This is a genomic window from Pseudomonas sp. 5C2, assembly GCF_034314155.1.
Taxonomy (GTDB): domain Bacteria; phylum Pseudomonadota; class Gammaproteobacteria; order Pseudomonadales; family Pseudomonadaceae; genus Aquipseudomonas.
The window spans coordinates 1181868-1208489 of record NZ_JAVIWH010000002.1 but is presented as its reverse complement, the minus strand read 5'-3'; the positions used below and the strand labels follow the sequence as shown (position 1 = coordinate 1208489).

Sequence of the window (26622 nt, the reverse complement as noted above, 5' to 3'; positions counted from 1 at the left end):
CGCCCAAGGAGCGCGGAAACTGACCCGGCGCAAGGGTCAGGCAAACGTTTTCAGCAGAAGGTTGACGTAATGGCTTTTAGACCTCACCGGCGACGACGAAAGGCTCCAGGGCTCTCCCCGGTCCATTGCTTGAACGCTCGATGGAACGCGCTGGGTTCCCGGAACCCCGCCTCCTGAGCGATTTCGGCGATGCTCATGGACGTCGTACGCAATCGTTCGAAGGCAATGGATCGACGCATTTCATCCTTGATCTGTTGGTAGGTAAACCCTTCACGCTCTAACGCACGCCGCAGGCTGCTGAGGTTAATCGCAAACTCTGCGGCAAGCTGTTCGAGCGTCGGCCAGTGATCGTAGCCGCAGGATTTCAAGCGTTGATGAATTCGGGCGCTGTATCCCTCTCTGTTACGAAAACGGATAAAAACCGACTGCGGAGCGTTACGTAAAAAGGTGTACAGCGATTGTCGATCCTGAATGACCGGAAGCTTCAAGCATTCAGGATCCAGTTCGATTTCCGTGATATTCGCGTCAAACTCCACGTAAGCACCCCACAGCAAGTGCTCATCACCGTGTCCAGGCAACGAATGTTCGAATTGCACGCGACTGATGGGCATGCGCCTGCCTGCCAGCCAGCACATCAACCCAACGATCAGAACCATGAAGGTCTCAATCACGATGGCCCGCAAATGTTCATCCTTGCTGGTACAACGCATGACCACCACCCTGCGTTTACCGCGGGCCTGTACTTCGCATTCAATGTCACGCAGGAACAGTTTGAAGTAGTCCAGCGACTGCTTTAGCGCCTTCTCTACTGTAGGAACCTGGATCAATCCTCGGCAGATCAGGGCGAAACTGCCCAAGGGCATGCCATGGGAGTCCAAACCAAAAAACTCGTCGTCAAGCTCCTTCACCACGGCCAGCCAAAGCGCGGCGAAGTTTGTCGCGGCTACCCGTTCAGGCAGTTCATCCAGCGAGCGCTCCGCGAACCCTGCCTGCTCTAAAAGACGAGCGGTTTCCACTGGCCGGCCACTAAATTGATAGAGCAGCGCCTTGGCGAAGTAGGAAGAAACGGAGTGTTTTTCGTTCATGGATACTGGGTTGCCTATGGCAAAAAATAGCAGTTTTGCTGAGCGGTTTTGGCATAGGCCCGGCGCCTGCTCGCCCCTTAGACTGTCCACCTGATTAGCAGTATCCCAGATGTCGGCTGCGGCGCCATTACCTGATTTCGGTAAGACCGCTTGAAAACCCGTCATCCCTACAAGGAATAACTCCATGAACACCCCTGATATTTACGTTGTCGGTGCCGCACGCACTGCAATCGGCACCTTTGGCGGATCGCTCAAAGATGTGCCGATGGCCGATCTGGCAACCACGGCCGTCAAGGCTGCCTTGCAACGCAGTGGCGTCGATCCTGCGCACGTCGAACATGTCGTGATGGGCAATGTCATTCCGACCGAGCCCCAGGATGCCTACATTTCCAGAGTCGCGGCGATGAACGCTGGCATTCCGAAGGAAACGCCCGCCTACAACGTCAACCGCCTGTGCGGTTCCGGTTTGCAAGCGATCATCTCGGCTGCACAAACCTTGCTGCTGGGCGACGCTGAAATCGCCATTGGCGCAGGGGTCGAGTCCATGAGCCGTGGTCCATACATCCTGCCTGCCGCTCGCTGGGGTGCTCGCATGGGCAACACCCAGGCGATTGACTACATGCTCGGCATTCTGCATGACCCCTTCCAGGGAATTCACATGGGCATCACCGCCGAAAATATTGCCGAACGCAATGGCATCAGCCGCGAGATGCAGGATGCCCTGGCCATGGAGGACCAGACCCGGGCGTTTCGTGCCATTGAGGAAGGTCGCTTTATCGAGCAAATCGCTGCCGTTGAAATTCGCAGCCGCAAAGGCACCCAACTGTTCAATATCGACGAGCACCCCCGTGCGACCTCTCTGGAGCAACTGGCGCAAATGAAGCCGGCCTTTAAGAAGGATGGCTCGGTCACTGCTGGCAATGCATCCGGTCTGAATGACGGTGCCGCCGCGTTGGTGATGGCCACCGGTGCCGCAGTCAAAGCCAATAACCTGCGTCCCCTCGCCCGCCTGGTCGCTTATGCCCATGCGGGTGTCGAGCCAGAATTGATGGGCCTCGGTCCGATCCCGGCCACACGTCTTGCGCTCAAGCGTGCGGGTCTGACTGTGGCTGATCTGGACGTTATCGAAGCCAATATCGCGTTCGCCGCGCAGGCGTGCGCTGTGACTCAGGAATTGAATCTGGATCCGGCCAAGGTCAACCCGAACGGTTCGGGCATTGCCCTTGGCCATCCGGTCGGGGCTACCGGCGCGATCATTGCGACCAAAGCTATCCACGAACTGCACCGCATCGGCGGGCGCTATGCGCTGGTGACCATGTGCATTGGTGGCGGCCAAGGCATCGCCGCCATTTTCGAATGCGTTTGAGGGGTTGTAAGTGAGTATTCAAAAACTAGCAGTCATTGGCGCAGGCACCATGGGCAACGGGATTGCCCAAGTGTGTGCACTTGCCGGAATAGACGTGACATTGATTGATATTTCCGATGAGGCGCTCGCAAAAGGTCTGTCGGCGCTGACTACGAATCTCGATCGCCAGCTGCGCAAAGAAACGATTACAGCAGCGGAGATGCAAGGTGCTCTCAACCGGATCTCTCTCAGCACCGACTACGTGGCGTTGAATGGAGCCGAGTTGGTCATTGAAGCGGCAACCGAGAATCTGGAGCTCAAAAAACGCATTCTCAAACGAATCGATGACACCGTGAGTGATGACTGCGTCATCGCAACTAACACGTCATCGCTGTCGATTACCGAATTGGCGGCAGTGGTCAAACACCCGGCTCGCTTCATTGGTCTGCACTTCTTCAACCCTGTACCGATGATGGCATTGCTGGAGGTCATCCGCGGTTTGCAAACGTCGGACATCACCCACGCCTTGGCGCTGAAACTCGCCGAACAGATTGGCAAGAGTGCAGTCACGGCTCGCAACAGCCCGGGCTTCGTGGTCAATCGCATTCTGTGTCCGATGATCAACGAAGCGATCTTCGTTTTGCAGGAAGGCCTGGCCAACGCCAAGGACATCGATACCGGCATGCAATTGGGCTGCAATCACCCTATCGGCCCGCTTGCGCTGGCTGATCTGATCGGCCTGGATACCATGCTGGCGATCATGGAGAGTTTCCATGATGGCTTCAATGACCCGAAATATCGTCCAGCGCAACTGCTCAAGGAAATGGTCGCGGCAGGTTATCTGGGCCGCAAAAGCGGGCGCGGTTTCCATGTCTATACCTGAGCGCTGTTCACGCTTCGCTCAGAGCCGTGACAAGGCACTGGATCTGTTCGCCAGAAAGGGATTCGGCCAGGTTGGCATGCGCGAGCTGGCAACCTATCTCGGGCTCACACCTGGCTCGCTTTACCATCATTATCCAAGCAAACAGCATTTGCTCCTCGACTTGATCGAGGAGCTTTACGAAGAACTGCTGACCACTGTACGTCTGATAGAGCAAAGCCCTGATGACGGGGTGAACACCTTGCAAGTCATTATCCGGGCACACCTGAATCTGTACCGGGAAATGCCGTTGCACTTTCGCCTGGCTGAACGCGACAGTTGTTGTCTGAACGAAGAACAACAACTGCGTGTCAGCCATTTACGCGAACAATATGAGCGCCAACTGCTCGTGGCACTGGGGTATAGAACACTGTTGACCCCGCATCGGCTTCAGGCCGCCGGGCACGCCATTGCCTCATTGCTCAGCAGCGCACCCTCCTGGTTGGTACAGCGCACCCTTGACGATCAGGACCGCGACGAACTGATGGAAGACTTGATGATGGGGGCGATTTGCTCGGTGCTCAGGTCACCGGCCTCCAGCAACGCGCGCGCCGTGTCGATGCGCAAGTTCTGCAAATAGGTTAGCGGCGACTGCTCAAGCACCCTATTGAAGCGGCGTATCAAGGTTCGCTCGCTAACTGCCAACCTCTGTGCCAGATCTGTCATACGTACCTGTTCCGCCAGGTGATCCTGAAGCCACTTCTGTGCGCATTGCATGGCGATGGCCTTTCCCGCAAATTTGTTGAGCACGTGAACAGCTTGCAATAGAAACGTGGCATGTGCGCTTATCGCATACCAGACACTCCGACTCAGTCACCATCGGACGCATTTGCAGATTGACCTGCGGAAATCTCTCGCGGAAATGCCCCTCCAGCCACCAAGTGGTTGTCGCCATTTTGTTATCGAGCAACCCCGTACCAGCGAGCAGTTGGACAAGTTGCTGAAAGCGGATCTTGTGACCTTCAACTTCCCACGGCACTAAAAATGGCGGCATAAAAATACGGCTGAAGCGACAACCACCTTGCAAAACGCCGGGGGTGGGAGGGACACTGAATTAAATTTATGTCTGCCTCTCGAGCAGCGAGGCAGACATACCCGCAACCGCTTGTAGCTGACGCATGTGTGCTAAGTTGAAACTGTTTCTACTCAAAATCTCAACATGGCAGGGCTCACCATGCCTCGAAGCGTCCTTCTACGTAGGTCAATGGTAAAAGCAGTCACCTATCGCGTAATAATTATGTGCCTGGACTTCATGACAATTTTTATATTTACGGGGACGCTGCGGGTGGCTATCGGTTTCATGGTCGTCAGTAATTTATACACCACGTTTGCTTATATTTTTCATGAGCGTCTGTGGGCAAAAATCACCTGGGGAATTGAAGAGCATCAAGATCATACCGGCTAAACAACTCGTGCCGATGCCTTCTGAGGCGCTGTTTAGATCAAAAGCCAGTGTCCTGCGTGGTTAATTCGTTTATCTATTTTAATTATTCGAATACCTGTTTCTGGCAGGCTTAAATTAACGAACTACCCACTCAGGACACTAGCTTCAAGGTGCGCAGCAACAGACGTGCGAAGAAAAATTCTGCAGTGGCCAGTTTCCCGCCATAGAAAGCTTCGTCTTCGCTGAGTTTGGCGAGATCAAATGGCTGACTGACGTAATACGAAAAGGCGCGACCACCTTTTCCACTCAAGGAATGGTGATCTTTCGCCAAGCCACCGCCATGCGTTAAAACTGTTTTTTCATCTTTCCGACAACGTGCACACACAAGTCGCTCTGAGGCATTACACGGCAAGCCAACACCGTGCCGGCCGCCAGTTCTTCTACGCTGACATGTGCGCGACTCATGGTCTTTACCTCAAAGGCACCCTTGAGGATCTGAACCTTACAGATACCGCATCCACCGCCACGGCATCCCAATGGAATGCCACGACGGCCAAGACGAGCCATACCATGCAGAACCGACTCACGCTCATCACAGGCGTAATGCTCTCCGGTGTCTTCGATCAATACTTGATATTCCATGGCCCGTTCTCACGCAGTGGAAGTGACTATCGGCAAAAGTCCAAGAGCCTCTAAAGCCGCAGTGGCACACACCTCGTCTTGTTCTTCAGTACTCATCCGAGAACTTCAAGCTTTGCAGCCCGTGCACAGATTTCCTGTTCGCGTAAGACATCTGCGCCAATGCCGCCAATCGACCAGTCCTGTGGTTCAACCCGGATGCACCTGCCCCGCACAACGCTCCGATCAACTGCTAATATTTCGACCAGCAAGGAAGTAAATCCGGTCATTAGCTTCTGACGTTCGTCCAATGGGCGTCCTTCGAGCACGATGAACTCGAAGTACGGCGCATGCAGTCGATGGGTACTGACACAGTGCCCGGCAACAGCAAACTCATCTGCTGCATGCAAGGTGATTATCGCCCGCACCCGGTCCATCGGTGACAGCAAAACCTTGCTGTAAAGATGTGAGGCATCCTGGAGCAAACGCACTTTTTGCTCAGCCGAACAAGACCCTTCAACGAGATGAAAATTTACTACCGGCATTTTTGAGGCCTCATGCATATTCTTATATTTATTGTTTAATCACACGACCCAACGCACATCAGGGCAAGCCGCGACGTCGTCCAGAATCCAGCATCAACGTGGATCCGGTCATCGCGTCAGCCTCGGGGGCTAGCAACAAACTAACGGCCCAGGCCACTTGCTCCGGCGTCGTGAAGGCACCGATGGAGGATTCAAGACACATCTCCTGCAGAACGGTTTCAGTGCTGACACCACGCTGCCTTCCCCGGTCGGCTGCCACTTTGTGCAAACGCTCCGTATCCGCAGGTCCCGGCGCAATAAGATGCGCCGTCACACCTCGCGAGCCATAAGCCAGACTGAGCTGACGTATCGCGTTCGCCAAGGCTGCGTTTGCTACTCCCGCTGAGGCCGCGTATGCCGTGGGTTCAAAACCGTAGTGTCCACCGATAGCGACGAGACGAGATCCTTTGACGAGACTCGCATCCACAGCACGGGTCAGGCGCAACAGACCGCCGACTTTAATATTGACCGCATCTGTCAGCGCAGACGTAGGGGCGTCAAGAACGCCGCCTACGACCGCCACGCCGGGGCCATGGACAATCATCCGCACCGGCCGATCCAGTACGTTTCGGATATGCGCAATGGACTCGTCGGCAGAAATGTCGGCAACACAAGGGATGACCCCAGGATGAATCCGGCTTAGCTCATCAATAGCCGCCGAGCTGCGGGCCACTGCGACGACGTCCAATCCGTTGGCGCACAGTCGCGCAACGATCTGTTTACCAAAGGCACCAGTTGCCCCCACCACCACCGCTAATTCATTACGTGAGTTCATCGTCCACCCGCCGTTAAGTTTCGGGTTCGGAGCATGCACCACATGCCCCGAAGCTTATTCAGGTGGGAAGAACTACTCCACGGTCCCTGGCCATGGTCATTGCCGTGTCGAAGATCATGTCCTCTTGGCCACCGATCATTTTCTTGCGTCCCAACTCGACCAGAATGTCGCGGGCCGGGACGCCAAATTGCAGGCTTGCACGCTTGGCATGCAGGAGGAATGTCGAGTAGACGCCTGCATAGCCGAGAGTCAGTGACTCGCGGTCAACCCGCACGATGTGCTCCATCATGGGTACGATGATGTCTTCTGCTACGTCCATCAGCTTGAACAGGTCCGTGCCGGTTTCGATGCCCATGCGTTCGCACACTGCGGCAAACACTTCCAGCGGCGTGTTGCCGGCACCGGCGCCCAAGCCAGCCACGGAACCATCAATGCGGCTAGCGCCCGCTTCGATGGCGGCGATGGAGTTGGCCACGCCCATGCCCAGGTTGTGATGGCCGTGGAAACCGATCTCGGTCTCTGGATTGAGTACCTCACGCAGGGCACCAATACGTGCTTTTACATCGTCAGGCAGCATGTAGCCTGCAGAGTCGGTGACATACACCGTCTGCGCGCCGTAGGACTCCATCAGCTTGCCCTGTCTGGCGATACCTGCAGCATCATTGAGGTGCGCCATCATCAAAAAGCCGGAGGTGTCCATCCCCAACTTGCGGGCATAGGCGATGTGCTGGGGCGAGGTGTCTGCCTCGGTGCAGTGGGTGGCCACATGCACGCTCCGCGCACCGCAGTCGAACGCCGAGTGCAGCTCCTTCATGGTGCCGAGCCCTGGAATGAGCAGGACCGATACTTTGGCCTGTTTCATCTTGGGTGCCACTGCGCTGATGTACTCCTCATTCGTATGAGGGGCAAAACCATGCTGCAGCGAATTGCCGCCCAGACCACCGCCATGGGTGACCTGAATGTAAGGCACGCCAGCGTCATCCAGCGCGGTAGCGACCTTGACCATCTGCTCGACACTGATCTGTTCACGCTTGGCATGCATGCCGTCGCGCAGGCACATGTCGTGCAGGATTACCTTGCGGCCTTTGAGGCTGGAACGGGGGGACTGACTCATTACGCGACCTCCGAAGCTTTAAGCTGAATCTTGCCGGCGAGCATTTCCTCGGCAAACATCTCTGCAGTGCGGGTAGCGGCTGCCGTCATGATGTCCAGATTGCCGGCATAGGTCGGCAGGTAGTCGCCGAGGCCTGCCACTTCCAGGAACACGGAGACTTTCTTGCCTTCAAAAACAGGCCCGTTGACCAGGCGGTAGCCCGGCACGTACTTCTGCACCTCGACGATCATTTGCAGAATCGACTCAGTGATTCGGGCTCTATCCGGCTCGTCATCCGTCAGGCAGTAGATGGTGTTGCGCATCATCATCGGTGGGTCGGCCGGGTTGATAATGGCCAACGCCTTGCCCTTGCGAGCGCCACCGACTTTCACAATGGCGCTTGAGGTGGTGTTGGTAAATTCATCCAGGTTGGCACGGGTGCCCGGGCCAATCGACTTGGACGCCAGGCTGGCGACGATCTCGGCATACTCGACGCTCTGAATACGCGAGACGGCATTGACGATTGGGATAGTGGCCTGGCCAGCGCAGGAGATCATGTTGACGTTCATCTCCAGCTTCTCCGCGTGCTCTCGCAGGTTCACCGGTGGCACGCACAGCGGGCCGATAGCCGCTGGGGTAAGGTCAATCATCAGCACACCGAGAGCGTTTAGCTTGCGGCTATTTTCGGCATGTACATAGGCGCTGGTAGCGTCAAAGGCGATCTGAATGCCATCTTCAAGCACGTGCGGCAGAAGACCGTCCACGCCTTCATGGGTGGTTTTCAAACCCATGGCACGAGCGCGCACCAAACCCTCGGATTCGGGATCGATACCGACCATCCAGACGGGCTCAAGCACTGGGCTGCGCAAGATTTTGTAGATCAGGTCAGTGCCGATGTTGCCTGAGCCTATGAGTGCACACTTGATCTTCTTCATTGAGATTGTTCCTTATTCTTCGCAGCGCGCTGTGCCATGTTCATACCGGCCACGTAAAACTCGTCGCTACCGTGCTCGGTAATGAGGATGCGCACTGTTTCCGGAGCACACTCCAGACTGTTGCAAACCGCCGTGGTGACTGCGGCTGCAACGCGGCTTTTCTGCTCTGCGGTGCGGCCTTCGACCATGTGCATTTCGATAATTGGCATGCTTGATTCTCTTCGTTTTTGTCGTTATTCAACGAAACGCATCGACACGGTACCCAGCTCCTGAAAGCGAGCCACAATGCTGTCGCCTGGTTTCACCGCAAGGGCCTCGGTGATGCCACCACTCATCACGAAGCTGCCGGCCGGCAGTATCTCGCCCATCTCCGCCAGGATATTCACCAGCATGGCAATGGCTTCGGCCGGATGGCCCATGACTGCCGCAGAAGCACCCATAGCGACGATCTCGCCATTTTTCTCCATCACTACGCCAAGGGTCTTGAGGTCCAGATCATCGACATAACGTGCCCGTCCACCCCCGACAAAGCGCGCGGAAGAACCGTTGTCGGCGATCACACTGGCCAGGTCGAACTTGAATCCGGAAAATCGCGAATCAATGATTTCGACCGCAGGGAGGACATAGTCGGTCGCCGCCAAAACGTCCTGGGCGGTGCAACCAGGCCCCTGCAAGTCACTCTTCATAACAAAAGCCACTTCGCATTCAACCCGTGGATGCACCAGGTCTGAAGTGGAGATGGCCGAACTCTCGGGGCGGGCCATGCGATCGGTCAAAAAGCCGATCGAGGGCACGTTGACACCCATCTGCTGCATCTTGGCTTTTGACGTCAGCCCGGCTTTTCAGCCGACCAGCTTGTGGCCTTTTTCGATGAAGCGACGACGAAGCTCGCTCTGCACGGCATAACCATCGGCGATGGTCATGTTCGGGTATTCGTCGGTCAGCTTGGGAATGGCGTAGGCGCGGGTCTGCGCACCTTCAACCCGCTCGCACAGGCGAACGATGTCCTCACGCAACAGTGTCAGGTTGCTGCTCATACTGCGCTCCTCCCGGAAAACTTGACGCGACAGCTACCAAGGCCGCCGACGGTACACACCAACTCATCCCCATCTGTCACCGGTACCAACGAAGACTGGGAACCCGAGAGAATCACCTCGCCTGCCTTGAATGGAATGCCCAATGCACCCAGGGTATTGGCCAGCCAGGCCACAGCATTCGCTGGTGAACCTTGCACCGCAGCACCGACGCCGGTAGAGAACAACTCGCCGTTCTTCTCCAGCACCATGCCTGCCAGGGTGATATCGAGCTTGCGCGGATCGCCCTTGGTTTTACCCAGGACGAATACGCCGCAAGAGGCATTGTCCGCAACGGTGTCCTGGATCTTGATCTGCCAGTCGGTAATGCGTGAATCGACGATCTCGAAACAAGGCACCACGTAGTCAGTCGCACGGATCACGTCCATCGCGGTGATGCCTGGCCCCTTGAGGTCATGCTTCAACACAAAGGCCAACTCGGCTTCGGCTTTCGGCTGAATCAACTGGCCGAGGTCAATGGTGTCGCCCTCTTGAAAAACCATGGCCGAAGTGAGCATCCCGAAGTCCGGCTGATAGACGCCGAGAAAGTCCTGTACAGGCTTGCTGGTCGCACCGATTTTCTTGCCGACGATGGTTTCACCCGCTGCCAGCCGCCGAGCGACGAAGCGCTCCTGGATACGGTAAGCATCCTCAATGGTGATCTCCGGCTCACGGGTGAGCAGTGGCGCAACGGCGCGACGGGAGACGAAAGCTTGGTAAAGCTCATCGCCGTAATGCTCGATCTTTTGCTTGTCCATAAGGGCCTCAGAGTTTCACGCAGATATTTCGGGTTTCGGTGTAGAACTCCAGCGAATGCACGCCGCCTTCACGACCGATGCCCGACTGTTTGGAGCCGCCAAACGGGGTGCGCAAATCGCGCAGGAACCAGCTGTTGATCCAGGTGATGCCAACGTCGATACGCGCCGCCATGCGGTGGGCACGAGATAAATTAGAGGTCCAGATGGTGGTCGACAGGCCGTAATCGGTCGCGTTGGCTTTCTGCACGACTTCGTCCTCGCTGTCGAACGGCGAAATGTGGCAGCACGGCCCGAAAATTTCTTCCTGCACAACGGAAGCTGTTTCAGGCAGGCCGGTCCAGATAGTGGGTTGCACCCAGGCACCTTCGGCCAGATCCGCCGGCATATCAGGCACACCGCCGCCGGTCACCAGAGTGGCGCCCTCCTCCACAGCCTTACGGTAGTAAGACAGCACTTTCTGCTTGTGCTCCTGGCTGATCAGCGGGCCGTAGTTGGCATGATGATCATCTGGACGACCATATTTGACCGCCTCCGCCTTGACCTTAAGGGCCTGGACAAAACGCTCGAAAATCGGCCGCTCGACATACACCCGCTCGGTGCCCAGGCAGACTTGGCCCGAGTTGAGGAATACCGAGCGTGAGAAGCTCTCAACCGCCGCATCAAAGTCGGCATCGGCAAACACGATGCCGGCATTCTTGCCACCCAGTTCGAACGACACATCGCGCATGCCTTCGGAAGCGGCTTTCATGATGGCCGTGCCAGTCCGGGTCTCGCCGGTAAAGGTGATGGCATCGACGTGCGGGTGTTGGGTGACGAACTCGCCAGCGGAGTTGGGCCCGAATCCGTTCACTACGTTGTAGACACCCTTGGGGATACCCACTGCGTTCATCACTTCACTCAGCAGTGCCGCCGTTTGTGGCGACTCTTCGGACGGCTTGACCACCACGGTATTACCGCAGGCCAGCGCCGGACCTACTTTCCAGGTCATCAGCATGAACGGGGCATTCCACGGACAGACCACCCCGATCACCCCCTTGGGGCGGCGAATCGAGTAATTGAAGGCGCCGCGACCATCAGGCGTATCCATCTGGAAGGATTCGCTGGCGACGTTCTTGATCACGTCGGCGAACACTTTGAAGTTGGCCGCCCCGCGCGGGATGAACACGTGCTTCATGACGTGCTCAGGCTGACCGGTGTCGGACATCTCGGCCTCAACGAAGTCGTCGAAGCGGCGGGTGATTTCGTTAGCGACACCGTAGAGCAACTCAATGCGTTGATCCGTGGTAAGACCACCCCACTCGCCCTGTAGCGCATTACGTGCAGCGCTGACGGCGGCATCTACCTCGCCGCGTCCGGCTTCACTGATCGAGCAAATAACACTGTTATCGACCGGTGAACGCTTGTCGAAACGTTTGCCACTGGCAGCGCCGACGAACTCACCGGCGATGAAATTTTCAATCTGGCGCATGGAAGCTCCGGGGTGTTGTTCTGTATGACTACCCGCTGCACCTTCCCCAGGTCAGCGGGTATTAGTCCCTGAAACGAGTCTAGAAAAGCCAGGCAATACCGGCTAATACTTTGTTTTACCAACTCTGATACCTACAGGGTATTGACACTGAGGTAACAAAATCAGCCCACACAAGCTCCCTTGACTAACCTGTTGGGGGCGCTAGTCGGCGCGATCAGATAGCCTTGAACAAGGGACTGCGGACCTGCTGAGCATCCGCCGCCGATATAAACTTCTCGGTATAGATGTCGCGCTCAAACAGGCGTCCCTGCATCAGCGTACTGATGCAGGAGTCAATCATTAAAGGCGGGCCACACAGGTAAGCCTTGTGCCCCCTGAAGTCGTTATTGAAGTGCGCCTTGGCCGCGTCATGGACGAAGCCACGGGAGCCTTCCCAGCCAGAGTCCTCCGGCTCATGGGAGAGCGCAGGCACGTAGTTGAAGTTCGCGTATTGCTGAGCCATGGCGAGGAAATCGTCGTGGTAATACAGCTCGCTACGATGGCGTTGGCCATAAATGAGGGTGATCGGCAGTTCAAAACCTTCCGCCAGCAGATCCAGAATCATTGAGCGCGGGCTGGAAAGCCCGGAACCGCCGCCCATGAAAATTACCGGCATATGCGCCGACTTCTTCACAAAGAAGCGACCGTAGGGGCCGGTAATGCTCATGCGCTCGCCGACCTTCACCTGCTCGTGCACATAACCCGTACCACGACCGCCTGGCACGATACGAATATTCAGCTCAATTTCACCGCCATCCGTAGGTGCACTGGCAATCGAAAATGCCCGGCTGCCGATACCGTCAGGCAACTGCAGATTGATGTATTGACCGGCCTGGAAGTGCATTCCAGCCGGATCGTCGAGCTTGATCCACACGCCCTTGATGGTAGGCGTGAGGGTTTCGATGCGGCTGACCGTACCGGCGAAGTCGCGGACCGGCAGATTCTCGGCATCCGGGTCTTCATCGATTTCCGCCTCAATCACCAGGTCGCTCTCAGCGGTAGCGCAGCAGGCCAGGCACTTCTTCTCTTCGCGCTCAAAATCCATCAGGGCAAAGCTGGAGGCCTCGCCGTGTTCAATCTCGCCATCCACCACCTGAATCTTGCAAGTCGCACACAAGCCGTGGCAGCAGGCGTGTGGCAGGTAGATGCCGGCCCGCAGAGCCGCATCGAGAATGGTCTGACCTTCTTCGATCTCGATGGTCTGACCCAGTGGTTCAATCGTCAGTTCGTAACTCATAGCCCGTCCCCCTTCTCAGCTAACTGCGCAAATAGTGTTGAGGCCCGGCGTACTGAAACGCAGCTGATCTTTGTGGCCGATAGCATTGTCGGCCAGGCTGAGATTGAAGTCGGGCACCCAAGGCCGGTTGCCCTTGAGCCACTCGACAGTGCGCCAGTTAATCGCTGCGGTATCCGGGTCCGCTTGCAGCAGCGGCTCGAGAGCGACCTGAATCAACTCGGCGAAAGTAGTCTGCGGCGGCAGACAAAGCAGGAACGGGGCAGCAAAAAGCAGATGGTGATCCCAGCTGACGTACACCAGCTGTTTGCCGTTGAAATTCTCAACGCGATCACGGGCAACGCCTACGTACTCTTTAAGGGCGACTACAGGCATTTTGTTCTCCTTATTATTGTGTTGGGCGTGGCCGCTTCAACTAACGACCACCCCCTTTAGAGGCTTACTGGTTCGACGTCGCCAGACCACGCCACAGTTCGAAGTTGTGGCGGTCCTGGGAATCGGCAAAATCACCATTGTCCTGACCGTCTTTCAGCGAAACCCACTCCATCCAGGCAGCCAGATCACCATTGAGCGGCGCTTGGAAGAGTGCAGGCATGGGCAGCCATGCCTGGATATATTTCTCCGGCTCATTATTGAAAATTTCCAGGCAATGATCAGAGCAGAAGTGATACTTATCGCCTTTGTATTCAACTTCACGGTGGCAAGTAAGCGTCGGATCATTTGGCTCGGTAAATACCGTCGGCAACTGGCAGCACTGGCACAGTTTAGCCAGGCCATAGTTCTTGAACGGCGTACCTGCCGCCGCCAGCTTTTTGATGTGTTCCCAGCGTGGCCGGTAATACTTGTCGAACGTGGTGGGGTACTTGGCAGATAACCATTGCAGGTCCTCATCCGAGGGGATCCATGCATGAAAGGCAGTACCAAAGCTCCACTGGTAAAGACCCAACATGAACTGGTGAGACATGTGGTCGATGCCTGCTTCGGCGTCATCCCAGCTCTTCGGTGGACGAATACCGTAACGCGCCAGGTCCTTGAACAGCGCACCGCCGTTCTCTGCACCGTAAATATCCCACGCCTCGCGCCACGACATGACGCGCTTGGGCAGCATGTAATCCATCATGGTGCTGACCAGGCCGAGAACCCGGAAGCCACGCCAGAACCACTTGTCGATCCAGCCCTGAACGATGGGCAGGTTGTCCGGATCCTGCTCGAGCATGAACTTGATGCATTCAAGCCCCAAGGTCATGTGCCGCGCTTCATCCGACTGGGCCGAGAAGCCGAAGGTCACCGTGGCCATGTCACCGTTGTAAGCTGCGCCGGACATGAACGGTACGAACAGCAGGTTGGTCAGCACGTATTCGAACGAGAAGCCGATGGCAATCATGAACTCAAACGGACCGGCCGACATCGCATCGTCAAAGAACGAGCGCGCCACAGACGTGTACCAGATGCGGTCACGCTGATCAGCAAACGCATGGAAGCCGTTGTAGAACTTGTTGTAATTGGACAGTGCGTGGACTTGCGTCTGGGCGTGGCGAATTTCATCAATGGCCTGCATCTGGCAGGCCACTTGCGTCCCCACACCGCGAAACTCACGGCCCACACGGGCAAACCCTTTATGCGCGGCGTACTCACCCGGACTGATGGCCTGCAGAAATATTTTCAAGGCCGACAGGTAGCGTGCATCGGTAATATTCAGATGGCCGTTATTCTGCGCATGGGCGTCGATAATCGCGTAAAACTTACGCTCTTTTTCCGCCTGATACTTCCAGTACGCATCCATGGTCAAGCGGAACGGATCTTCCCACTTGTTCCAGTCATGGATCTTCAGCCCTTCATAGGCAATGTAGGGAAAGAGTTCTTCCTCGGTGCGATAAGACGGTTCCCACGCCAGGTCGCGCGTCAACAACCGGTACTTTTCTTTCGCATTCATTTTTTTATTATTTGCTTTCATGTCCATGCTAAATATTCTCGCTTAGTTGCCCCAGGTCAGGGTCAAGGAGTCTTCGTCTTCAACGACGTTGCCGGAGAGCGTGATCAGGTTGATATTCAGCTCTTGCATATCAAAGCTGCGACCCATCTGTTCTTCAATGGTTTCTCGGCGAATGACCAAGCGGCCAGGCGCATTGATTTTGACCATCGCCGGTTCGCGATTGACCACGGCCTCGGGGTTATCTATTTCAATCGCCTCGATAATGGGGCGAGTCTCTTCATTGGTTTGCAATGCAATAAACACAGTCGACATAGAAACCTCTCAGACCACGACGCCGGTTTTTTCAAGGCGAGCCTTGAAGACGATCAATTGCTCAGCCATGACCTCATCGGCCTGGCCCGCAAAAACCTGCCCGATCACCGGCAGCAAGGCGGCTGCAGCGCGATCACGCCAAACGGCTGTCCAGGCCTGTAATTGCTCGCGGTTTTGCTCGGACTCAGCGGCCGCTACCTTCATGACCGCATCGACCCATTTGCGGGTCTCCTCAAACCAGTCGCTCATGAATTGAGTCAGCATGGCCACCGCCGAGCCGCCATTGGCCGCAAACCGGTCATCCACGATGCGCCCGTACACCAGCGGATAGAGCAAGCCATCCAGGGCCACGTTTTGCGCAACAAACAGCTCGAACGGATCGCGTACCGCCATGCAGTCCTCGGTATAACGACGCAGTGCTTGCCAGGTGTCTCCTTCCATCCAGGCGGCCTTGCCCTCTTCCAGGGCTTCGGTGCCACCCAGCAGCAGACCAATCCGCGACAGGTATTGAGCCGAACCCAGGTTATCCATCGCGTGGTACATACACGGCTGGGTAAACACCGTGCTGTAGCCGTAACCGCAGATAAAGGTGTTGTTGAGATTGGCGCCCCAGGCAGCGTGACGCAGCGGCACCAACAGATTGAGCGCGGAGCTGCGCAGATCGTCTGAAAGCATGTCGGCCAGGCCGCGGGTTTCAACGAAGTTGAAGTTCGCTTCGGTGTTCTCTTGCTGACGCGCGCGCGCCAGCGTGTAGGTGCTGTAGTAAAACTGGCGCGGGTCTTTCAAGGCGTACCAGTCGCGCATCACGATCTTGGTGATGCTGGCGTCGTAAAGCGCCTGCTCCGGGTCCCAGGTCGGCAGGTAGTGCAGATTTTCCTCAGGCTGGATGTCGTAGCTGCCTTCCTGATAGCGCGAAGAGGGCTTGTCGCCAAAACGACGGGCCAAGTGATCAAACGTCTGTCGCAATGGCTGGATGCTGACCGTGCGAAGATCTATATGCATGTGTATCTCCCACAAGCGTTTCACCTGAGGTGAAACGCCCAATTCGATTAGTTTTTGAAACGAACCTGTGTGGCGTCAGCGAGTCGCCAATCCCAATCAGCCGAAGCATCTTCCTCGTCCATAGCCGCAGTCGGCGCGGGCATCAACGCAACCTTGTTCGTGGCGCAGAACTCGGCGAATGCTTCATGAGTCAGGATCATTTCAACGAATAACCCTGGCTCGCCAATGGCGAAGTCGAACTCGACAAAGCGGCTCCCGCGATTGCCGGTAACCCGTACAAAACGCTTTTGCGTATCCAGGTCGGCCGGCTGCATTTCCAGTGACTCATCGGGCAAAGCCATAGATGTGCCCTCAGGTCACTACAGTCAGAAAGGTCTCGTGCAGTTTGCGCTGCGGGTAGTCGAGGCCTTGGGCGAAGTTGTCGTAGGTCCAAGACAGCGGCTCGTAATCTGGATAAGGGTGGTAGCCGCCCATGAAGGTTTCAAAACGATTGCCTGAGGGATCCCACGCATAGATGGTGCAGCCGCGGGTTACGCCATGACGGGTAGGGCCAATATCAACGTTCACTTCGTTCATCGACATGATGTCGCCGGCACGCAACACTTGCTCCCACGACTCGAGGAGGAATGAACAGTGGTGCAGCTTGCCCTTCTCCGGATACTCGACGAAGGCGATGTCATGGACTTTGTGCGAGCAGGACAACCAGATGCCCATGTCGCTGTCGCCATCCGGGCTGAGTACGCGCTCAACCAGAAAGAAGCCCAAGACGTCGGTGAAGATCTTCTTCACTTCGGCGATATTCGGGCCATACAGCAAGCAATGGTCCAGCTGGATAGGGGCGATGCCATGTTCGCGCTGAGCGTTCCACGGAGCCGGGTTGACTTGGGGAATGCCGTTACCTATACGGGTTTTCTCCGCATACAACTCGATCAGATGGCCGGATGGCAACTCGAAGCGCACGCGCTCGCCGGTTTCCAGCATTTCACCGGCCGGGATGCGTGTAGTGACCAAACCGTATGCTTGCAGGTCGGCATCAAGTTTTTCCAGAGTGGCCTTGTCCAACACCTTGAAGCCAAAGAAATCGATGCCAGCGGTGTCCGCCTCACGAATCACATAGCAGTTGTGATCACGCTCGTCCCAGCATTTAAAGTACACGCGCCCCTGGTCATCACGCCCGGTTTCCACCAGGCCCAGCACGTTGCGGTAAAAGTGGATGCCTTCTTCAAGGTTCAACACGCGCACCTGGGCATGCCCTGGACGCAATACACCTGTCATCGCCATTTGTTGTCTCCATTATTGGCTAGATGAGGTTGGCTCTACGCGTGCCCTTTCGGGCTAGCGACAAGCCGGACTTACAGTCTCGATCTAACTTTGCATAGAGGATGCCAATAACTTCAACTAATTGATTTATATGGTTTTTAATAGATAAACAAAAGAATAAGCCCCCCTCATAGGATGACGTTTCTGTCCATTCGCCACCCACGCCTTACAAAAACGTAAGGCCGCACATCAGCAAAACGCGATATCCCGAGCAAAACGATGTCCACCCACTGGCAAATGAGCCTGGAGTGACCGTTAGATGGGCAAAAAAAACACGTCGGGCGACGTGTTTGGCATAAGGCTTCTTAAAAAACAGGCATTCCTTCCGCCTTCACGGTCATGTCACAGGAATGCCTGGATTAAAGAGCACCTATGGATTGATAGGTGTACGCTTTTGTCAGGCGCTATCCGGGGCCTATTCGATATCACCCAATACCTGTTTTACCCGATACGCCAACTGACGACGGGTTATGCCGAGTAGACGTGCCGCGTGGGTGAGGTTGCCATTGGCCCGCAAAACAGCGAGCTGCAAAAGACGAGCTTCATGTGCCTGAAGATCGAAGCCCTCATCCAGTAAACTATCGTAAAGTTTATCTTTCCTGGCTTCATCCGCATTCCCCACCTTCCCCTGCCTGTCAATTACAGCACCGAGCGCAGTCACGGGAGCCATACCAGGGAACAGATGTTCCACCTCAATTTGTCCCCCTGAAGGAGCAAGCAAAACAGAACGCTCAACCAGGTTTTCAAGCTCACGGACATTGCCCGGCCAGTCATAGGCCATCAGCTCTTGCATCGCCAGATCGCTGATACCGTGAATAGTCTTGTGATAGAGCGGTGAGTATTTTTCGATAAGCACCGAGACTAACACCGGAATATCCGACTTGCGCTTGCGCAGGGGGGGATTTCTAATGGATAGGTCGCCAGGCGGTAGTAGAGGTCGGCGCGAAAACGACCATCGGCAATGGCTTGTTGCAGATTGACGTTGGTGGCGGCAACCAGCCGCACACTGACCTTGCGGGGCTTATCGTCGCCCAGTCGCTCGACTTCTCCGGTTTGCAGTACCCGCAAGAGTTTCACCTGGGCCGAAGGGGAAAGCTCACCCAGTTCATCAAGGAATAACGTGCCACCATCGGCTCGCTCGAACTTGCCTGGTCGTGAATTCTGCGCGCCGGTATAGGCTCCTTTCTGCACACCAAAAAGCTCTGATTCGATCAGGTCATTGGGAATCGCTGCACAGTTGATGGCTACAAACGGTTTATCTGCACGATCACTGTTTTCGTGCAGCCACTGGGCAAATACCTCTTTGCCGACCCCGGTTTCACCCAAGAGTAAAACCGTTATAGGACTGCTGGCTGCCTTACTGAGCAAACTGAAAGCAGCACTAAACGCTGGGGAGCTGCCCACCAGCTTGCCAGGCGGACGCTGTTCGCGCTGACGACCACGCACTTGCCACAGCTCCTCTTGCAACTGTTCAAAAGAAGTCTCCTTATCCTTTGGCTCCAGACAGTGTTCGAGGAAAGTGTCATCTCCCCAGTCTTCCACCGGTTTGCCAACCAGCACGCAGTTAGGGTCACCACAACACACGCATTTGGTTTCACGAAAAACAATGAAGCGCTTGAAGAATCGAGAGGTATAACCCGATGCATAGCCCGACAGGTGCCAGCAAGCAGCCTCATCGCCAGCACCAAATAATTGCAGATGCGATTCAGCTTCCCATGAGTTTTCACATTTCACTTCGCCGAAAAATGTCCCTTTTTCCCAGTCTATTTTTGCTTCGGTGATGGTTGATCGAACCAGACCTTCAAACGCGTGCAGCTCAGGGCCGATCTTGAAAACGTCAAAGTCGTCACCCTCGCCATAGAGCTTTTGCGCAAGGTCGGCATCATGCTGGCCAGCTGCAAAACCCATGCGAAACAAAAGTCCTTTGGCGCGCTTGGACCCAAGCGACTCAAACAACTCTTGGCGCAAGGCCCCGAAGGCCTTGGCGTGAAGCAGCAGCATGCGGTTTTCGTCGAGCCAGATCTGCCCGCTCTCGATATTAAAGCGCAGCCGTGAACGCAAATTGAAGCGTTCGGCAAGGGGTTGCTCGATCATGAACATTCCTAAAACGTAACGAAGCACGAGCCTTTCGATCTTGAGGACGGTAAAACTCACCAAAATCGATTGCGTTTTTTATTGTGCGTGCGATCTGAAGCGTTCGCTGCATGGGTCTTAGTTTATGCGGATAACGCGACACACGCCTCTTTGACTTTTAGGTAAGCGTTTCTGATCAAAGGAGTCGTGCGCTCACGTATCTGTTTCAGCTTCCCGCCTTGGGCAGCATTGAGCAGTTCATCACGAAGCACGCGATAGCCGTCCAAAGCTTCCCGCAAACGGGAGAAATGAGCTTTACGTGCTTCACCCCCTGCCCCTCCATCCAATTGCGCACGCCCCAGCAGATGATCGATTTCTGTGTCCAGAGAGCGTATCCGCTCTATATGCGGCAGCATCTGCGAGGTAGCGCGGGCATTCAAAACCATTATGTTGTGAGCACGAACTTCTTCGATTGCGTCAATCATGGAGGCCAGCGCATTACGACTGACATCTATTTTGTTCGCCAATACTTTCAGATCCACCAGACCCAACATCAATTGGCGTAAGCCCGCATTGCAGTCGTTGACCCGGTTATCCAGCTCGCTCGCCAAGCGGGCCACACCACCAGAGTCTTCCAGCAATTGCCCTGTCTTCTGCACTTCGACACTGGCACGCTGGGCAATCTCCTCCACCGCGCTAACGGTATTTTGCGCAGTACCTGCAATACCCTTCAGCACACCGCAAGCATCGTCGGCTTGTTTCACACCCTCGGTGGCTTCCTGGCGAGCCTGAGCCAGGCGCTGTTCAAGACGGTCAATACCGTCGCCGATCAGAGCGATGATTTCTCCGACGCCCAGTGTGGCGTCGCCTGTGCTCTCAGCCAGCTTGCGGACTTCATCAGCGACCACACTGAAACCCCGGCCTTGTTCACCCGCTCGGGCAGCCTCAATAGCGGCATTGAGCGCCAACAAATTAGTTTGCCCGGCGATGCTCCTGATAATGGCAACGATCTCGCTGATGCGTGCAATTTGATGACGAACACCATCAAACTCCTCACCCACTCCTGCCACCACATTGGCCAGATCGACCATCGCGGCGGCCACCTGCTGCACCTGCTCGCCACCACCAGACACCTGATTGCGAGCATCGGTAGTGGACGAGGCCAGTGCAATGGCCTCGCCCGACGTGGTCCGCGCGCGCTCAGCCATACCTTGGACTTCGACCATTGAGTTCACCGCCAACTCTGACTGCCGATCCGCCGTGCCAATGGCCTCGGTGAAACCCGAGACCAAGGTGCCTGCGGAAATCGTCAACTCCGAGGCCAGTACATTCATGCGCTGAACCGACTCGACCTTGTCTTGTAATACCACCAGCAAGCGCGCCATCGAATCCTGCATGCTTGTCGGTGCGGGCTGAGGATCTGCCAGCATCACAAGGGTGTTGTTCAGCGCAGCCGCGATCGCTCGTTCACGTCGCGAACTGCCACTTAGCAGCCCCCATGCAAGCAGCGCCGTCAAAATGGCCCAAAGCCAATGCAGTCCGCCTACGTCAAACCCTCCAAGCATTGCGCCAGTTGCCAGAAAAATGGTGTTGATCAGATCACGGCCGTGACCGCTCCATATAGTGCTCATAGTCAATGCACCCTTCTCGCCGGTCAGATCGCAACGCCCTGTTTGGGCTTCAACAAAAAGTGGGCCAGCGCGGGTAACAAGATCAGCGCTCCGAGCATGTTCCAGACAAACATGAACGCCAGCAAAATACCCATGTCAGCCTGGAACTTGATCGGCGACCAGACCCACGTCGCGACCGCAATCCCCAAGGTGATACCGGTTAACACCACCACCTTGCCGGTAAAGATCAACGCCTTGTAGTAAGCCTCCGAGAGCGACATGCCCTCCTTCATCCGCGCCAGCGTCACGGTCATCACGTACAGCGCGTAATCCACGCCTATACCCACACCGAGGGCGATCACTGGCAGAGTGGCAACCTTGACGCCGATATTCAGCCACACCATCAACGCCTCACACAGTACGGAAGTAATCATCAGCGGCACCACCGCACAGACAACCGCACGCCATGAGCGAAAGGTAATGAACGCCAGCACGATCACCGCCGCGTAGACCAGGAACAGCATTTGAACGTTGGCCTTTTTCACCACGATATTGGTGGCGGCCTCAATGCCGGCGTTGCCCGCGGCATTGAGAAAGCGGATGTCATCGCTGTTGTATTTAGCCGCGAAGCCTTCGACCACGCCGACCACGCTTGTCAACGTATCGGCTTTATGGTCCTTGAGGTAGGCATACACCGTGAGCAAGTCGCAATTCTGGTTGAACATCTCACGCGGGGCGCGAGTAATAATGGCATTGAGCATGTCTTGCGAACGTGGCACTTCGAACCATTTGAGACTGCCTTCGTTCATCCCTGCGTTAGCCACCTTGGCGATACCTGCCAGCGAACTGATGGCCTCGACCCCAGGCAGTTTCTGCAATTCATGCGACAGCGCATCGACAGCCATCAGCGTGCTGTAGTGAGCACACGCGTATTGCGGTGTCTTGACCATGATGATGAACACATCACTGCTCGCCGCGTAGTTGTCCACCATAAAGGCGTTATCACGGTTGTAACGCGAATCCGCACGCAGCTCCGGTGCGCCAGGATCGGTATCGCCAATTTTCAGATGGGTGCTCACCATCAGACCGATGATGCCCAAAACCAGGCCCACTGCCACGGCCACGGTCGCCCAGAAGCGTCGGGTAAACAGGTCGAGGAACGCCCAGAACGGATGCTTCCTGTGCTGCGTGTCGTTGTTTTCCGACAGTTCTGCCTTGAGGCTGCGCTTCGCTGCCGCAGGGCTGACTCCCGTGTAAGAAAGCAGGATTGGCAGCAGCACAAGGTTGGTGAAAATCAGCACAGCGACGCCGATACTCGCCGTGATAGCAAGATCCCGTATGACCTGGATGTCTATCACCATCAACACAGCGAAACCGACCGCATCGGCCAGCAACGCGGTCATGCCCGCCAGGAACAAGCGTCGAAAGGTATAGCGCGCAGCCACCCATCGGTGCGTCCCACGACCGACGTCCTGCATGATGCCGTTCATCTTCTGCGCACCGTGGCTCATGCCAATAGCGAACACCAGAAAAGGCACCAGGATCGAGTAAGGATCAAGCTCGTAACCAAGCGTAGGTAAAAGACCCAGTAGCCATACCACCGCGACCATTGAACAGAACACCACCAGCAAGGTGCTACGCAGGCAGCGGGTGTACCAAAAAAGTACCGCAGTGCAGATGACGATGGCTGCGGCAAAGAACACCAGGACCTGTCTCAGGCCATCAATCAGGTCACCCACTACCTTGGCGAAGCCGGTAATGTGGATTGCAATTTTGTCCGACTCGTATTTGGTGCGCAATTGCTCAACACGCAGGGAGAGTGCGTGATAGTCAATCCGCTCGCCGGTTTCAGAGACTTTTTCCTGAAGGGGAACCAGCACGATGCTCGACTTATAGTTCGCCGCCACCAACTGGCCAACTTCACCTGAGCGCTCGACGTTTATTCGGACCTGCTCAAGGCTTGGCACAGACCCATCATAGTTATCGGGAATAACCGGCCCGCCGTCCAAACCTTCTTCGGTCACGCCTGTCCAGCGTACGGCTGGTGCCCACAGCGACTTCATATAAGGGCGGTCGACACCCGGCAGCAGGAAGACTTCATCACTAAGCTTGCGTACCGTTTCCAGATACTCAGCACTGAAAATATTACCGTCTTTGGCCTCCACCGCAATGCGTAGCGTGTTGCCCATGCCAGACAGCTGCTTGCGGTTTTCCAGGAAGTTGACAATGTAAGGATGACCCGTAGGGATCATCTTCTCGAATGCCGCATTGAGCGAGAGCCCACGCGCCTGATAACCCAGCAACAGCGTGATGAACAAACACAGTGCAACGATCACTATGCGGTTGTTGAACAACAACCGTTCACAAAGTGTTCCTGATTGTTTATCGAACGCCTGCAGGTCGCTTATGACAGCTTCCGAGGGAATAAGCTGCGCATGATTCATTATTGAACTCCCGAAACTAATGTACCCGGCTCAATCCGGGACAGCCCGCGCGCGCCGAAAATGATCAGAGCACCCTCCGCCGACTCGACTACACCGCTGAGCCCGGCTTGCGCTTGGGTTTTGAGAGCCACAAAACTGCGGCCGTCGTCAGTACTGCGTAACAGGCGTCCACTTTCGTCAGCGAGCAGCAAAGAACCGTCGTGCAGTCGTCTTGCGGCGGTAAGTGTCACCGATTGTTCCGGCGCCACCCGTTGCCAGTTGGCCCCGTGATCCGGACTGCGCCAGACATTGCCGCGTAGACCGTAGGCCAGCAGCGTATCGCCCTCAAGATTCAGCACACCGAAGAAGGTGCCCTTGTAGGGTGTGGAGATCTCACTGAAATGGCTGCCTCCATCTATTGAGCTAAATAACACGCCTTGTTCACCGGCTATCAGCAATTCTTGATGATTGATCTGTACCTGATAAAGGTGCTTGCCACGTGGGTTAGGGATTCGTCCAACCAGCGATTGCCAGCTCTGGCCGCCGTCTGCAGTGGTGAGTGCTATGCCGTAAGCACCCACCACATAGCCATGCTGCTCATCACTAAACCGCACGCTCAAAAAAGGCTTGTCCGGACCATCGCTTATCAGGAACCCGGCACTACGCACCTCTGCGGCAGCGCCCTCTTGGCCAGCATCGGCGCGCTGGCGGGCATCGTCGAGAATCACCTGCGCGACTTTCTGGCCGTCAAGCTGACGCTGCCAGGTTTCGCCTGCATCGGTGCTGTGCAAGACCACACCGCTGTGCCCCACCGCCCAACCCTGGGTTGGTGTCGGGAAGTCCACGTCGGTCAGCAGCACACTTACCGGCACGCTCTTGGCTTGACGCCATGAATGCCCTGCGTCGTCGGAAAGCAGAACGCTACCGCGCTCGCCGACAGCGACCAGGCGCTGGCCTGCCTGGGCCACAGCCAGTAACAAACCCTGCCGTGCCCGTGTGTTCTGTTGTGCAGGAAGGTCGAGCACATCGGGCACGACCGATTGTCCTGCTGCAACGCAAAGGCTGGCCAGGCAGGAAAGACAAAGTGTGGCGACGGCAAAGGCCGTCGACCTTTTGAGCGCATTTAACATGTGCATCTGACGTACTCGAATACATCTCTCTGCCCAGATCTCAGCGTCAAGCACTGCATGGATGAGGCAAAAAAATGATGAGAAGAGACTGTCGCCACTGTGCCTGCGGGGCTCAGTGGCGACACTGCAAGCGCGTGATTTAACGTACGCCTTCGGCACCTACCGAGTCGCCGGTAAAGTAGGTCTCGGGCTTGCGTCCGACCACATGGAAAGTGGCCTCGTTAAGTGATTGCGATGAACTCATGGTATTGGCCTGCAAGTTGAATACATGCGCGGGCTTGAGTTCCAGCATTGGCACTGATGGCAACACGAACGGCGTAATCTGAGTGGTACGCCACAGCTTGCCTTCACTGTCGTAGCCATCCATCAGCAACACCATCCAGGAGTCTTCGTCGAGGTAGTAACGACGCTTGGGCACCGCATGACGCTTGCCAGCGGCAACGGTCGCCTCCACTTCCCACACGCGGTGCAACTCCCAACGCACCTTGTCAGGATTCAAATGGTGCTTGCCGTACGCCTGATCCAGCGAATCGATGACCACTTCATTGGTGTTGTAAGGTACGTACATCTCCCGCTTGCCCACCAACTTCCAGTCATAGCGGTCGACATGCCCCATCAAGCCCATAACTTCATCGAAGTAGTTCGCACCTGATGCCACGAAGTCAGGCGTGTCATACGCCACTGTCGGTGCTCGGCGCACACGCCGCTGGCCGACCAGGTACTGCCATGCCTGACGTGCCTGACTGACGTTGATGCTGTCACGAAACACCAGAGATTCCCCGGCCTTGAAGGGCGGTGCAATGGTGCTGAAACGCTGCAGGAAGTATTCGCCGCTCCATTTGTCTGCCGAACCATCTTTGTAGTAGTACGGGTATTGATTGGACTGGTCATTCATTGTCGCCATGGCCCGCGAGCCATCGGAAGTCAAAATGATGTTTTTGAAGTTGGAGACTTCAGTGGCTTCACTTTCGACGCGCAACAAGTGGTTCCAAATAGCCTCAACCCCTGATTTTGGAATCGGGAACGGCACGCCGCCATAGCAACCCTGCAAAGACATGCCATTGTCTTGAACCTTGCACTGGGTGGCATTTTTCATCGTGTTGTCATAGACATACTGCGGCGCTGCCGCCGTACGATGAGTGGGGTAAACATCCAGGCGAAAAGTATCAGGGTACTTCTTCAGCAACGCTTGAGTGCCTTCGGACAATTTATCCGCGTACGGCCCCATATTCTGTGCAGTGATCTTTGTCTGCGGCTTCTCATCCGCAAACAACTTGACGGGGATATCACCGACTTTTTCACTGGACGCCGACAATCCCTTGACCCCGCTCCAGGCCGGGATACTGCCGTCCTTATTTGCCGACATCTCTCCGCCGAGCGGTGTCAGGCTGCTTTTAAGCTTCGCAGCTTCGTCTGCGCTCACGGCAGCGTGTGCCATCTGCGTGGTTATAAAACTGGCAACCAACGCCGCCCATAAAACGGTTTTCTTATACATTGTGGTACCCCTCA

At 55.9% G+C, this 26622-nt stretch carries 28 protein-coding genes and 1 pseudogene; 4 read left to right on the top strand and 25 right to left on the bottom strand.

Features of this window, described 5'->3' with window-relative positions; all coding sequences use genetic code 11:
* Window positions 1-83 precede the first annotated feature (83 nt).
* Window positions 84-1085, bottom strand: coding sequence for an AraC family transcriptional regulator (locus RGU44_RS06195; protein ID WP_322217768.1), 1002 nt, complete (start codon window positions 1083-1085; stop codon window positions 84-86).
* 184 nt (window positions 1086-1269) lie between these two features.
* On the opposite strand from RGU44_RS06195, the gene RGU44_RS06190 reads away from it, so the two are divergent.
* From RGU44_RS06190 to RGU44_RS06180, 3 genes are read left to right on the top strand one after another with little or no spacing between them, the layout of a single operon-like run.
* Window positions 1270-2451: an acetyl-CoA C-acyltransferase family protein gene (locus RGU44_RS06190; RefSeq protein ID WP_322216178.1), complete on the top strand. Its 1182-nt coding sequence runs from the start codon at window positions 1270-1272 to the stop codon at window positions 2449-2451.
* Between the two features lie 10 nt (window positions 2452-2461).
* A complete protein-coding gene (locus RGU44_RS06185; RefSeq protein ID WP_322179306.1) occupies window positions 2462-3313 on the top strand; it encodes a 3-hydroxybutyryl-CoA dehydrogenase in 852 nt (283 codons plus the stop codon).
* Window positions 3300-3929 (top strand): TetR/AcrR family transcriptional regulator, encoded by a 630-nt coding sequence (locus RGU44_RS06180; protein WP_322179307.1) that lies wholly within the window; start codon window positions 3300-3302, stop codon window positions 3927-3929. The genes RGU44_RS06185 and RGU44_RS06180 overlap by 14 nt, the downstream gene beginning before the upstream one ends.
* On the opposite strand, the gene RGU44_RS24940 is transcribed toward RGU44_RS06180, so the two are convergent.
* The gene (locus RGU44_RS24940) at window positions 3815-4066 is read right to left on the bottom strand and encodes a helix-turn-helix domain-containing protein (RefSeq protein WP_369125130.1); all 252 of its coding nucleotides are present in this window, start codon (window positions 4064-4066) and stop codon (window positions 3815-3817) included. The two genes, RGU44_RS06180 and RGU44_RS24940, sit on opposite strands and share 115 nt — an antisense overlap.
* A gap of 442 nt (window positions 4067-4508) precedes the next feature.
* Here RGU44_RS24940 and RGU44_RS24935 point away from each other — a divergent pair, with 442 nt between their 5' ends.
* The gene (locus RGU44_RS24935; RefSeq protein WP_369125012.1) at window positions 4509-4754 is read left to right on the top strand and encodes a DUF2061 domain-containing protein; all 246 of its coding nucleotides are present in this window, start codon (window positions 4509-4511) and stop codon (window positions 4752-4754) included.
* 130 nt (window positions 4755-4884) lie between these two features.
* Here RGU44_RS24935 and RGU44_RS06175 read toward each other — a convergent pair whose 3' ends face one another.
* From RGU44_RS06175 to RGU44_RS06065, 23 genes and pseudogenes are all read right to left on the bottom strand, one after another.
* Window positions 4885-5043, bottom strand: a complete 159-nt coding sequence (locus RGU44_RS06175; protein WP_322179308.1) for a hypothetical protein — start codon at window positions 5041-5043, stop codon at window positions 4885-4887.
* 35 nt (window positions 5044-5078) lie between these two features.
* Window positions 5079-5375: a 2Fe-2S iron-sulfur cluster-binding protein gene (locus tag RGU44_RS06170; protein ID WP_322179309.1), complete on the bottom strand. Its 297-nt coding sequence runs from the start codon at window positions 5373-5375 to the stop codon at window positions 5079-5081.
* Between the two features lie 92 nt (window positions 5376-5467).
* On the bottom strand, window positions 5468-5896 hold the full coding sequence (locus RGU44_RS06165) for a tautomerase family protein (RefSeq protein WP_322216176.1): 429 nt from the start codon (window positions 5894-5896) through the stop codon (window positions 5468-5470).
* Window positions 5897-5954: 58 nt separating this feature from the next.
* On the bottom strand, window positions 5955-6710 hold the full coding sequence (locus RGU44_RS06160) for an SDR family oxidoreductase (RefSeq protein WP_322216172.1): 756 nt from the start codon (window positions 6708-6710) through the stop codon (window positions 5955-5957).
* 58 nt (window positions 6711-6768) lie between these two features.
* A complete protein-coding gene (gene dmpG, locus RGU44_RS06155; protein ID WP_322179312.1) occupies window positions 6769-7824 on the bottom strand; it encodes a 4-hydroxy-2-oxovalerate aldolase in 1056 nt (351 codons plus the stop codon).
* Window positions 7824-8738: an acetaldehyde dehydrogenase (acetylating) gene (locus RGU44_RS06150; protein WP_322179313.1), complete on the bottom strand. Its 915-nt coding sequence runs from the start codon at window positions 8736-8738 to the stop codon at window positions 7824-7826. The genes dmpG and RGU44_RS06150 overlap by 1 nt, the downstream gene beginning before the upstream one ends.
* Complete coding sequence (locus RGU44_RS06145) at window positions 8735-8947, bottom strand: tautomerase family protein (protein WP_322179314.1); 213 nt, start codon at window positions 8945-8947, stop codon at window positions 8735-8737. Before RGU44_RS06145 ends, RGU44_RS06150 begins: the two co-directional genes overlap by 4 nt.
* A 24-nt stretch (window positions 8948-8971) precedes the next feature.
* Window positions 8972-9775: pseudogene (gene dmpH / locus RGU44_RS06140) on the bottom strand (2-oxo-3-hexenedioate decarboxylase).
* Window positions 9772-10569, bottom strand: coding sequence for a 2-oxopent-4-enoate hydratase (dmpE, locus tag RGU44_RS06135; protein ID WP_322179316.1), 798 nt, complete (start codon window positions 10567-10569; stop codon window positions 9772-9774). The pseudogene dmpH and the gene dmpE overlap by 4 nt, the downstream one beginning before the upstream one ends.
* A gap of 7 nt (window positions 10570-10576) precedes the next feature.
* Complete coding sequence (locus RGU44_RS06130) at window positions 10577-12037, bottom strand: 2-hydroxymuconic semialdehyde dehydrogenase (protein WP_322216169.1); 1461 nt, start codon at window positions 12035-12037, stop codon at window positions 10577-10579.
* A gap of 214 nt (window positions 12038-12251) precedes the next feature.
* Entirely contained in the window at window positions 12252-13313 is a 1062-nt protein-coding gene (locus RGU44_RS06125) for a phenol 2-monooxygenase domain-containing protein (protein ID WP_322216166.1), read from the bottom strand.
* 15 nt (window positions 13314-13328) lie between these two features.
* Complete coding sequence (locus tag RGU44_RS06120; protein WP_322179318.1) at window positions 13329-13685, bottom strand: phenol hydroxylase subunit P4; 357 nt, start codon at window positions 13683-13685, stop codon at window positions 13329-13331.
* 64 nt (window positions 13686-13749) lie between these two features.
* Window positions 13750-15270, bottom strand: a complete 1521-nt coding sequence (locus tag RGU44_RS06115; protein WP_322179319.1) for a YHS domain-containing protein — start codon at window positions 15268-15270, stop codon at window positions 13750-13752.
* 15 nt (window positions 15271-15285) lie between these two features.
* A complete protein-coding gene (locus tag RGU44_RS06110; RefSeq protein ID WP_322179320.1) occupies window positions 15286-15555 on the bottom strand; it encodes an MmoB/DmpM family protein in 270 nt (89 codons plus the stop codon).
* Window positions 15556-15564: 9 nt separating this feature from the next.
* Window positions 15565-16557, bottom strand: coding sequence for an aromatic/alkene monooxygenase hydroxylase subunit beta (locus RGU44_RS06105; RefSeq protein ID WP_322216164.1), 993 nt, complete (start codon window positions 16555-16557; stop codon window positions 15565-15567).
* Window positions 16558-16604: 47 nt separating this feature from the next.
* Window positions 16605-16898 carry a phenol hydroxylase subunit gene (locus RGU44_RS06100; RefSeq protein WP_322179322.1) on the bottom strand — a complete coding sequence of 98 codons (294 nt, stop codon included), beginning with the start codon at window positions 16896-16898 and terminating at the stop codon, window positions 16605-16607.
* 10 nt (window positions 16899-16908) lie between these two features.
* Window positions 16909-17838: a catechol 2,3-dioxygenase gene (locus tag RGU44_RS06095; protein WP_219061755.1), complete on the bottom strand. Its 930-nt coding sequence runs from the start codon at window positions 17836-17838 to the stop codon at window positions 16909-16911.
* A 454-nt stretch (window positions 17839-18292) separates the two neighbouring features.
* Window positions 18293-18733: a helix-turn-helix domain-containing protein gene (locus RGU44_RS06090; RefSeq protein ID WP_322216160.1), complete on the bottom strand. Its 441-nt coding sequence runs from the start codon at window positions 18731-18733 to the stop codon at window positions 18293-18295.
* A 5-nt stretch (window positions 18734-18738) separates the two neighbouring features.
* Window positions 18739-19971 (bottom strand): sigma-54-dependent Fis family transcriptional regulator, encoded by a 1233-nt coding sequence (locus tag RGU44_RS06085; RefSeq protein ID WP_322216158.1) that lies wholly within the window; start codon window positions 19969-19971, stop codon window positions 18739-18741.
* A gap of 122 nt (window positions 19972-20093) precedes the next feature.
* Window positions 20094-21158, bottom strand: coding sequence for a methyl-accepting chemotaxis protein (locus RGU44_RS06080; RefSeq protein WP_416194630.1), 1065 nt, complete (start codon window positions 21156-21158; stop codon window positions 20094-20096).
* Between the two features lie 446 nt (window positions 21159-21604).
* Window positions 21605-24004, bottom strand: a complete 2400-nt coding sequence (locus RGU44_RS06075) for an efflux RND transporter permease subunit (protein ID WP_322179325.1) — start codon at window positions 24002-24004, stop codon at window positions 21605-21607.
* A complete protein-coding gene (locus RGU44_RS06070; RefSeq protein ID WP_322216157.1) occupies window positions 24004-25017 on the bottom strand; it encodes a WD40/YVTN/BNR-like repeat-containing protein in 1014 nt (337 codons plus the stop codon). The genes RGU44_RS06075 and RGU44_RS06070 overlap by 1 nt, the downstream gene beginning before the upstream one ends.
* A gap of 235 nt (window positions 25018-25252) precedes the next feature.
* Window positions 25253-26608 (bottom strand): DUF1329 domain-containing protein, encoded by a 1356-nt coding sequence (locus RGU44_RS06065; RefSeq protein WP_322216155.1) that lies wholly within the window; start codon window positions 26606-26608, stop codon window positions 25253-25255.
* Window positions 26609-26622: the final 14 nt, after the last annotated feature.

Coding starts and splice junctions, on each gene's coding strand:
- RGU44_RS06120 (WP_322179318.1), bottom strand. CDS start 13,685: ATGCCTGTAGTCGCCCTTAAAGAGTACGTAGGCGTTGCCCGTGATCGC.
- dmpG (WP_322179312.1), bottom strand. CDS start 7,824: ATGAGTCAGTCCCCCCGTTCCAGCCTCAAAGGCCGCAAGGTAATCCTG.
- RGU44_RS06080 (WP_416194630.1), bottom strand. CDS start 21,158: ATGGCTGAGCGCGCGCGGACCACGTCGGGCGAGGCCATTGCACTGGCC.
- RGU44_RS06145 (WP_322179314.1), bottom strand. CDS start 8,947: ATGCCAATTATCGAAATGCACATGGTCGAAGGCCGCACCGCAGAGCAG.
- dmpE (WP_322179316.1), bottom strand. CDS start 10,569: ATGGACAAGCAAAAGATCGAGCATTACGGCGATGAGCTTTACCAAGCT.
- RGU44_RS06115 (WP_322179319.1), bottom strand. CDS start 15,270: ATGGACATGAAAGCAAATAATAAAAAAATGAATGCGAAAGAAAAGTAC.
- RGU44_RS06065 (WP_322216155.1), bottom strand. CDS start 26,608: ATGTATAAGAAAACCGTTTTATGGGCGGCGTTGGTTGCCAGTTTTATA.
- RGU44_RS06105 (WP_322216164.1), bottom strand. CDS start 16,557: ATGCATATAGATCTTCGCACGGTCAGCATCCAGCCATTGCGACAGACG.
- RGU44_RS06075 (WP_322179325.1), bottom strand. CDS start 24,004: ATGAATCATGCGCAGCTTATTCCCTCGGAAGCTGTCATAAGCGACCTG.
- RGU44_RS06150 (WP_322179313.1), bottom strand. CDS start 8,738: ATGAAGAAGATCAAGTGTGCACTCATAGGCTCAGGCAACATCGGCACT.
- RGU44_RS06095 (WP_219061755.1), bottom strand. CDS start 17,838: ATGGCGATGACAGGTGTATTGCGTCCAGGGCATGCCCAGGTGCGCGTG.
- RGU44_RS06125 (WP_322216166.1), bottom strand. CDS start 13,313: ATGAGTTACGAACTGACGATTGAACCACTGGGTCAGACCATCGAGATC.
- RGU44_RS06100 (WP_322179322.1), bottom strand. CDS start 16,898: ATGGCTTTGCCCGATGAGTCACTGGAAATGCAGCCGGCCGACCTGGAT.
- RGU44_RS06130 (WP_322216169.1), bottom strand. CDS start 12,037: ATGCGCCAGATTGAAAATTTCATCGCCGGTGAGTTCGTCGGCGCTGCC.
- RGU44_RS06180 (WP_322179307.1), top strand. CDS start 3,300: ATGTCTATACCTGAGCGCTGTTCACGCTTCGCTCAGAGCCGTGACAAG.
- RGU44_RS06170 (WP_322179309.1), bottom strand. CDS start 5,375: ATGGAATATCAAGTATTGATCGAAGACACCGGAGAGCATTACGCCTGT.
- RGU44_RS06190 (WP_322216178.1), top strand. CDS start 1,270: ATGAACACCCCTGATATTTACGTTGTCGGTGCCGCACGCACTGCAATC.
- RGU44_RS06160 (WP_322216172.1), bottom strand. CDS start 6,710: ATGAACTCACGTAATGAATTAGCGGTGGTGGTGGGGGCAACTGGTGCC.
- RGU44_RS06165 (WP_322216176.1), bottom strand. CDS start 5,896: ATGCCGGTAGTAAATTTTCATCTCGTTGAAGGGTCTTGTTCGGCTGAG.
- RGU44_RS06195 (WP_322217768.1), bottom strand. CDS start 1,085: ATGAACGAAAAACACTCCGTTTCTTCCTACTTCGCCAAGGCGCTGCTC.
- RGU44_RS24940 (WP_369125130.1), bottom strand. CDS start 4,066: ATGCAATGCGCACAGAAGTGGCTTCAGGATCACCTGGCGGAACAGGTA.
- RGU44_RS06110 (WP_322179320.1), bottom strand. CDS start 15,555: ATGTCGACTGTGTTTATTGCATTGCAAACCAATGAAGAGACTCGCCCC.
- RGU44_RS06085 (WP_322216158.1), bottom strand. CDS start 19,971: ATGATCGAGCAACCCCTTGCCGAACGCTTCAATTTGCGTTCACGGCTG.
- RGU44_RS24935 (WP_369125012.1), top strand. CDS start 4,509: ATGGCAGGGCTCACCATGCCTCGAAGCGTCCTTCTACGTAGGTCAATG.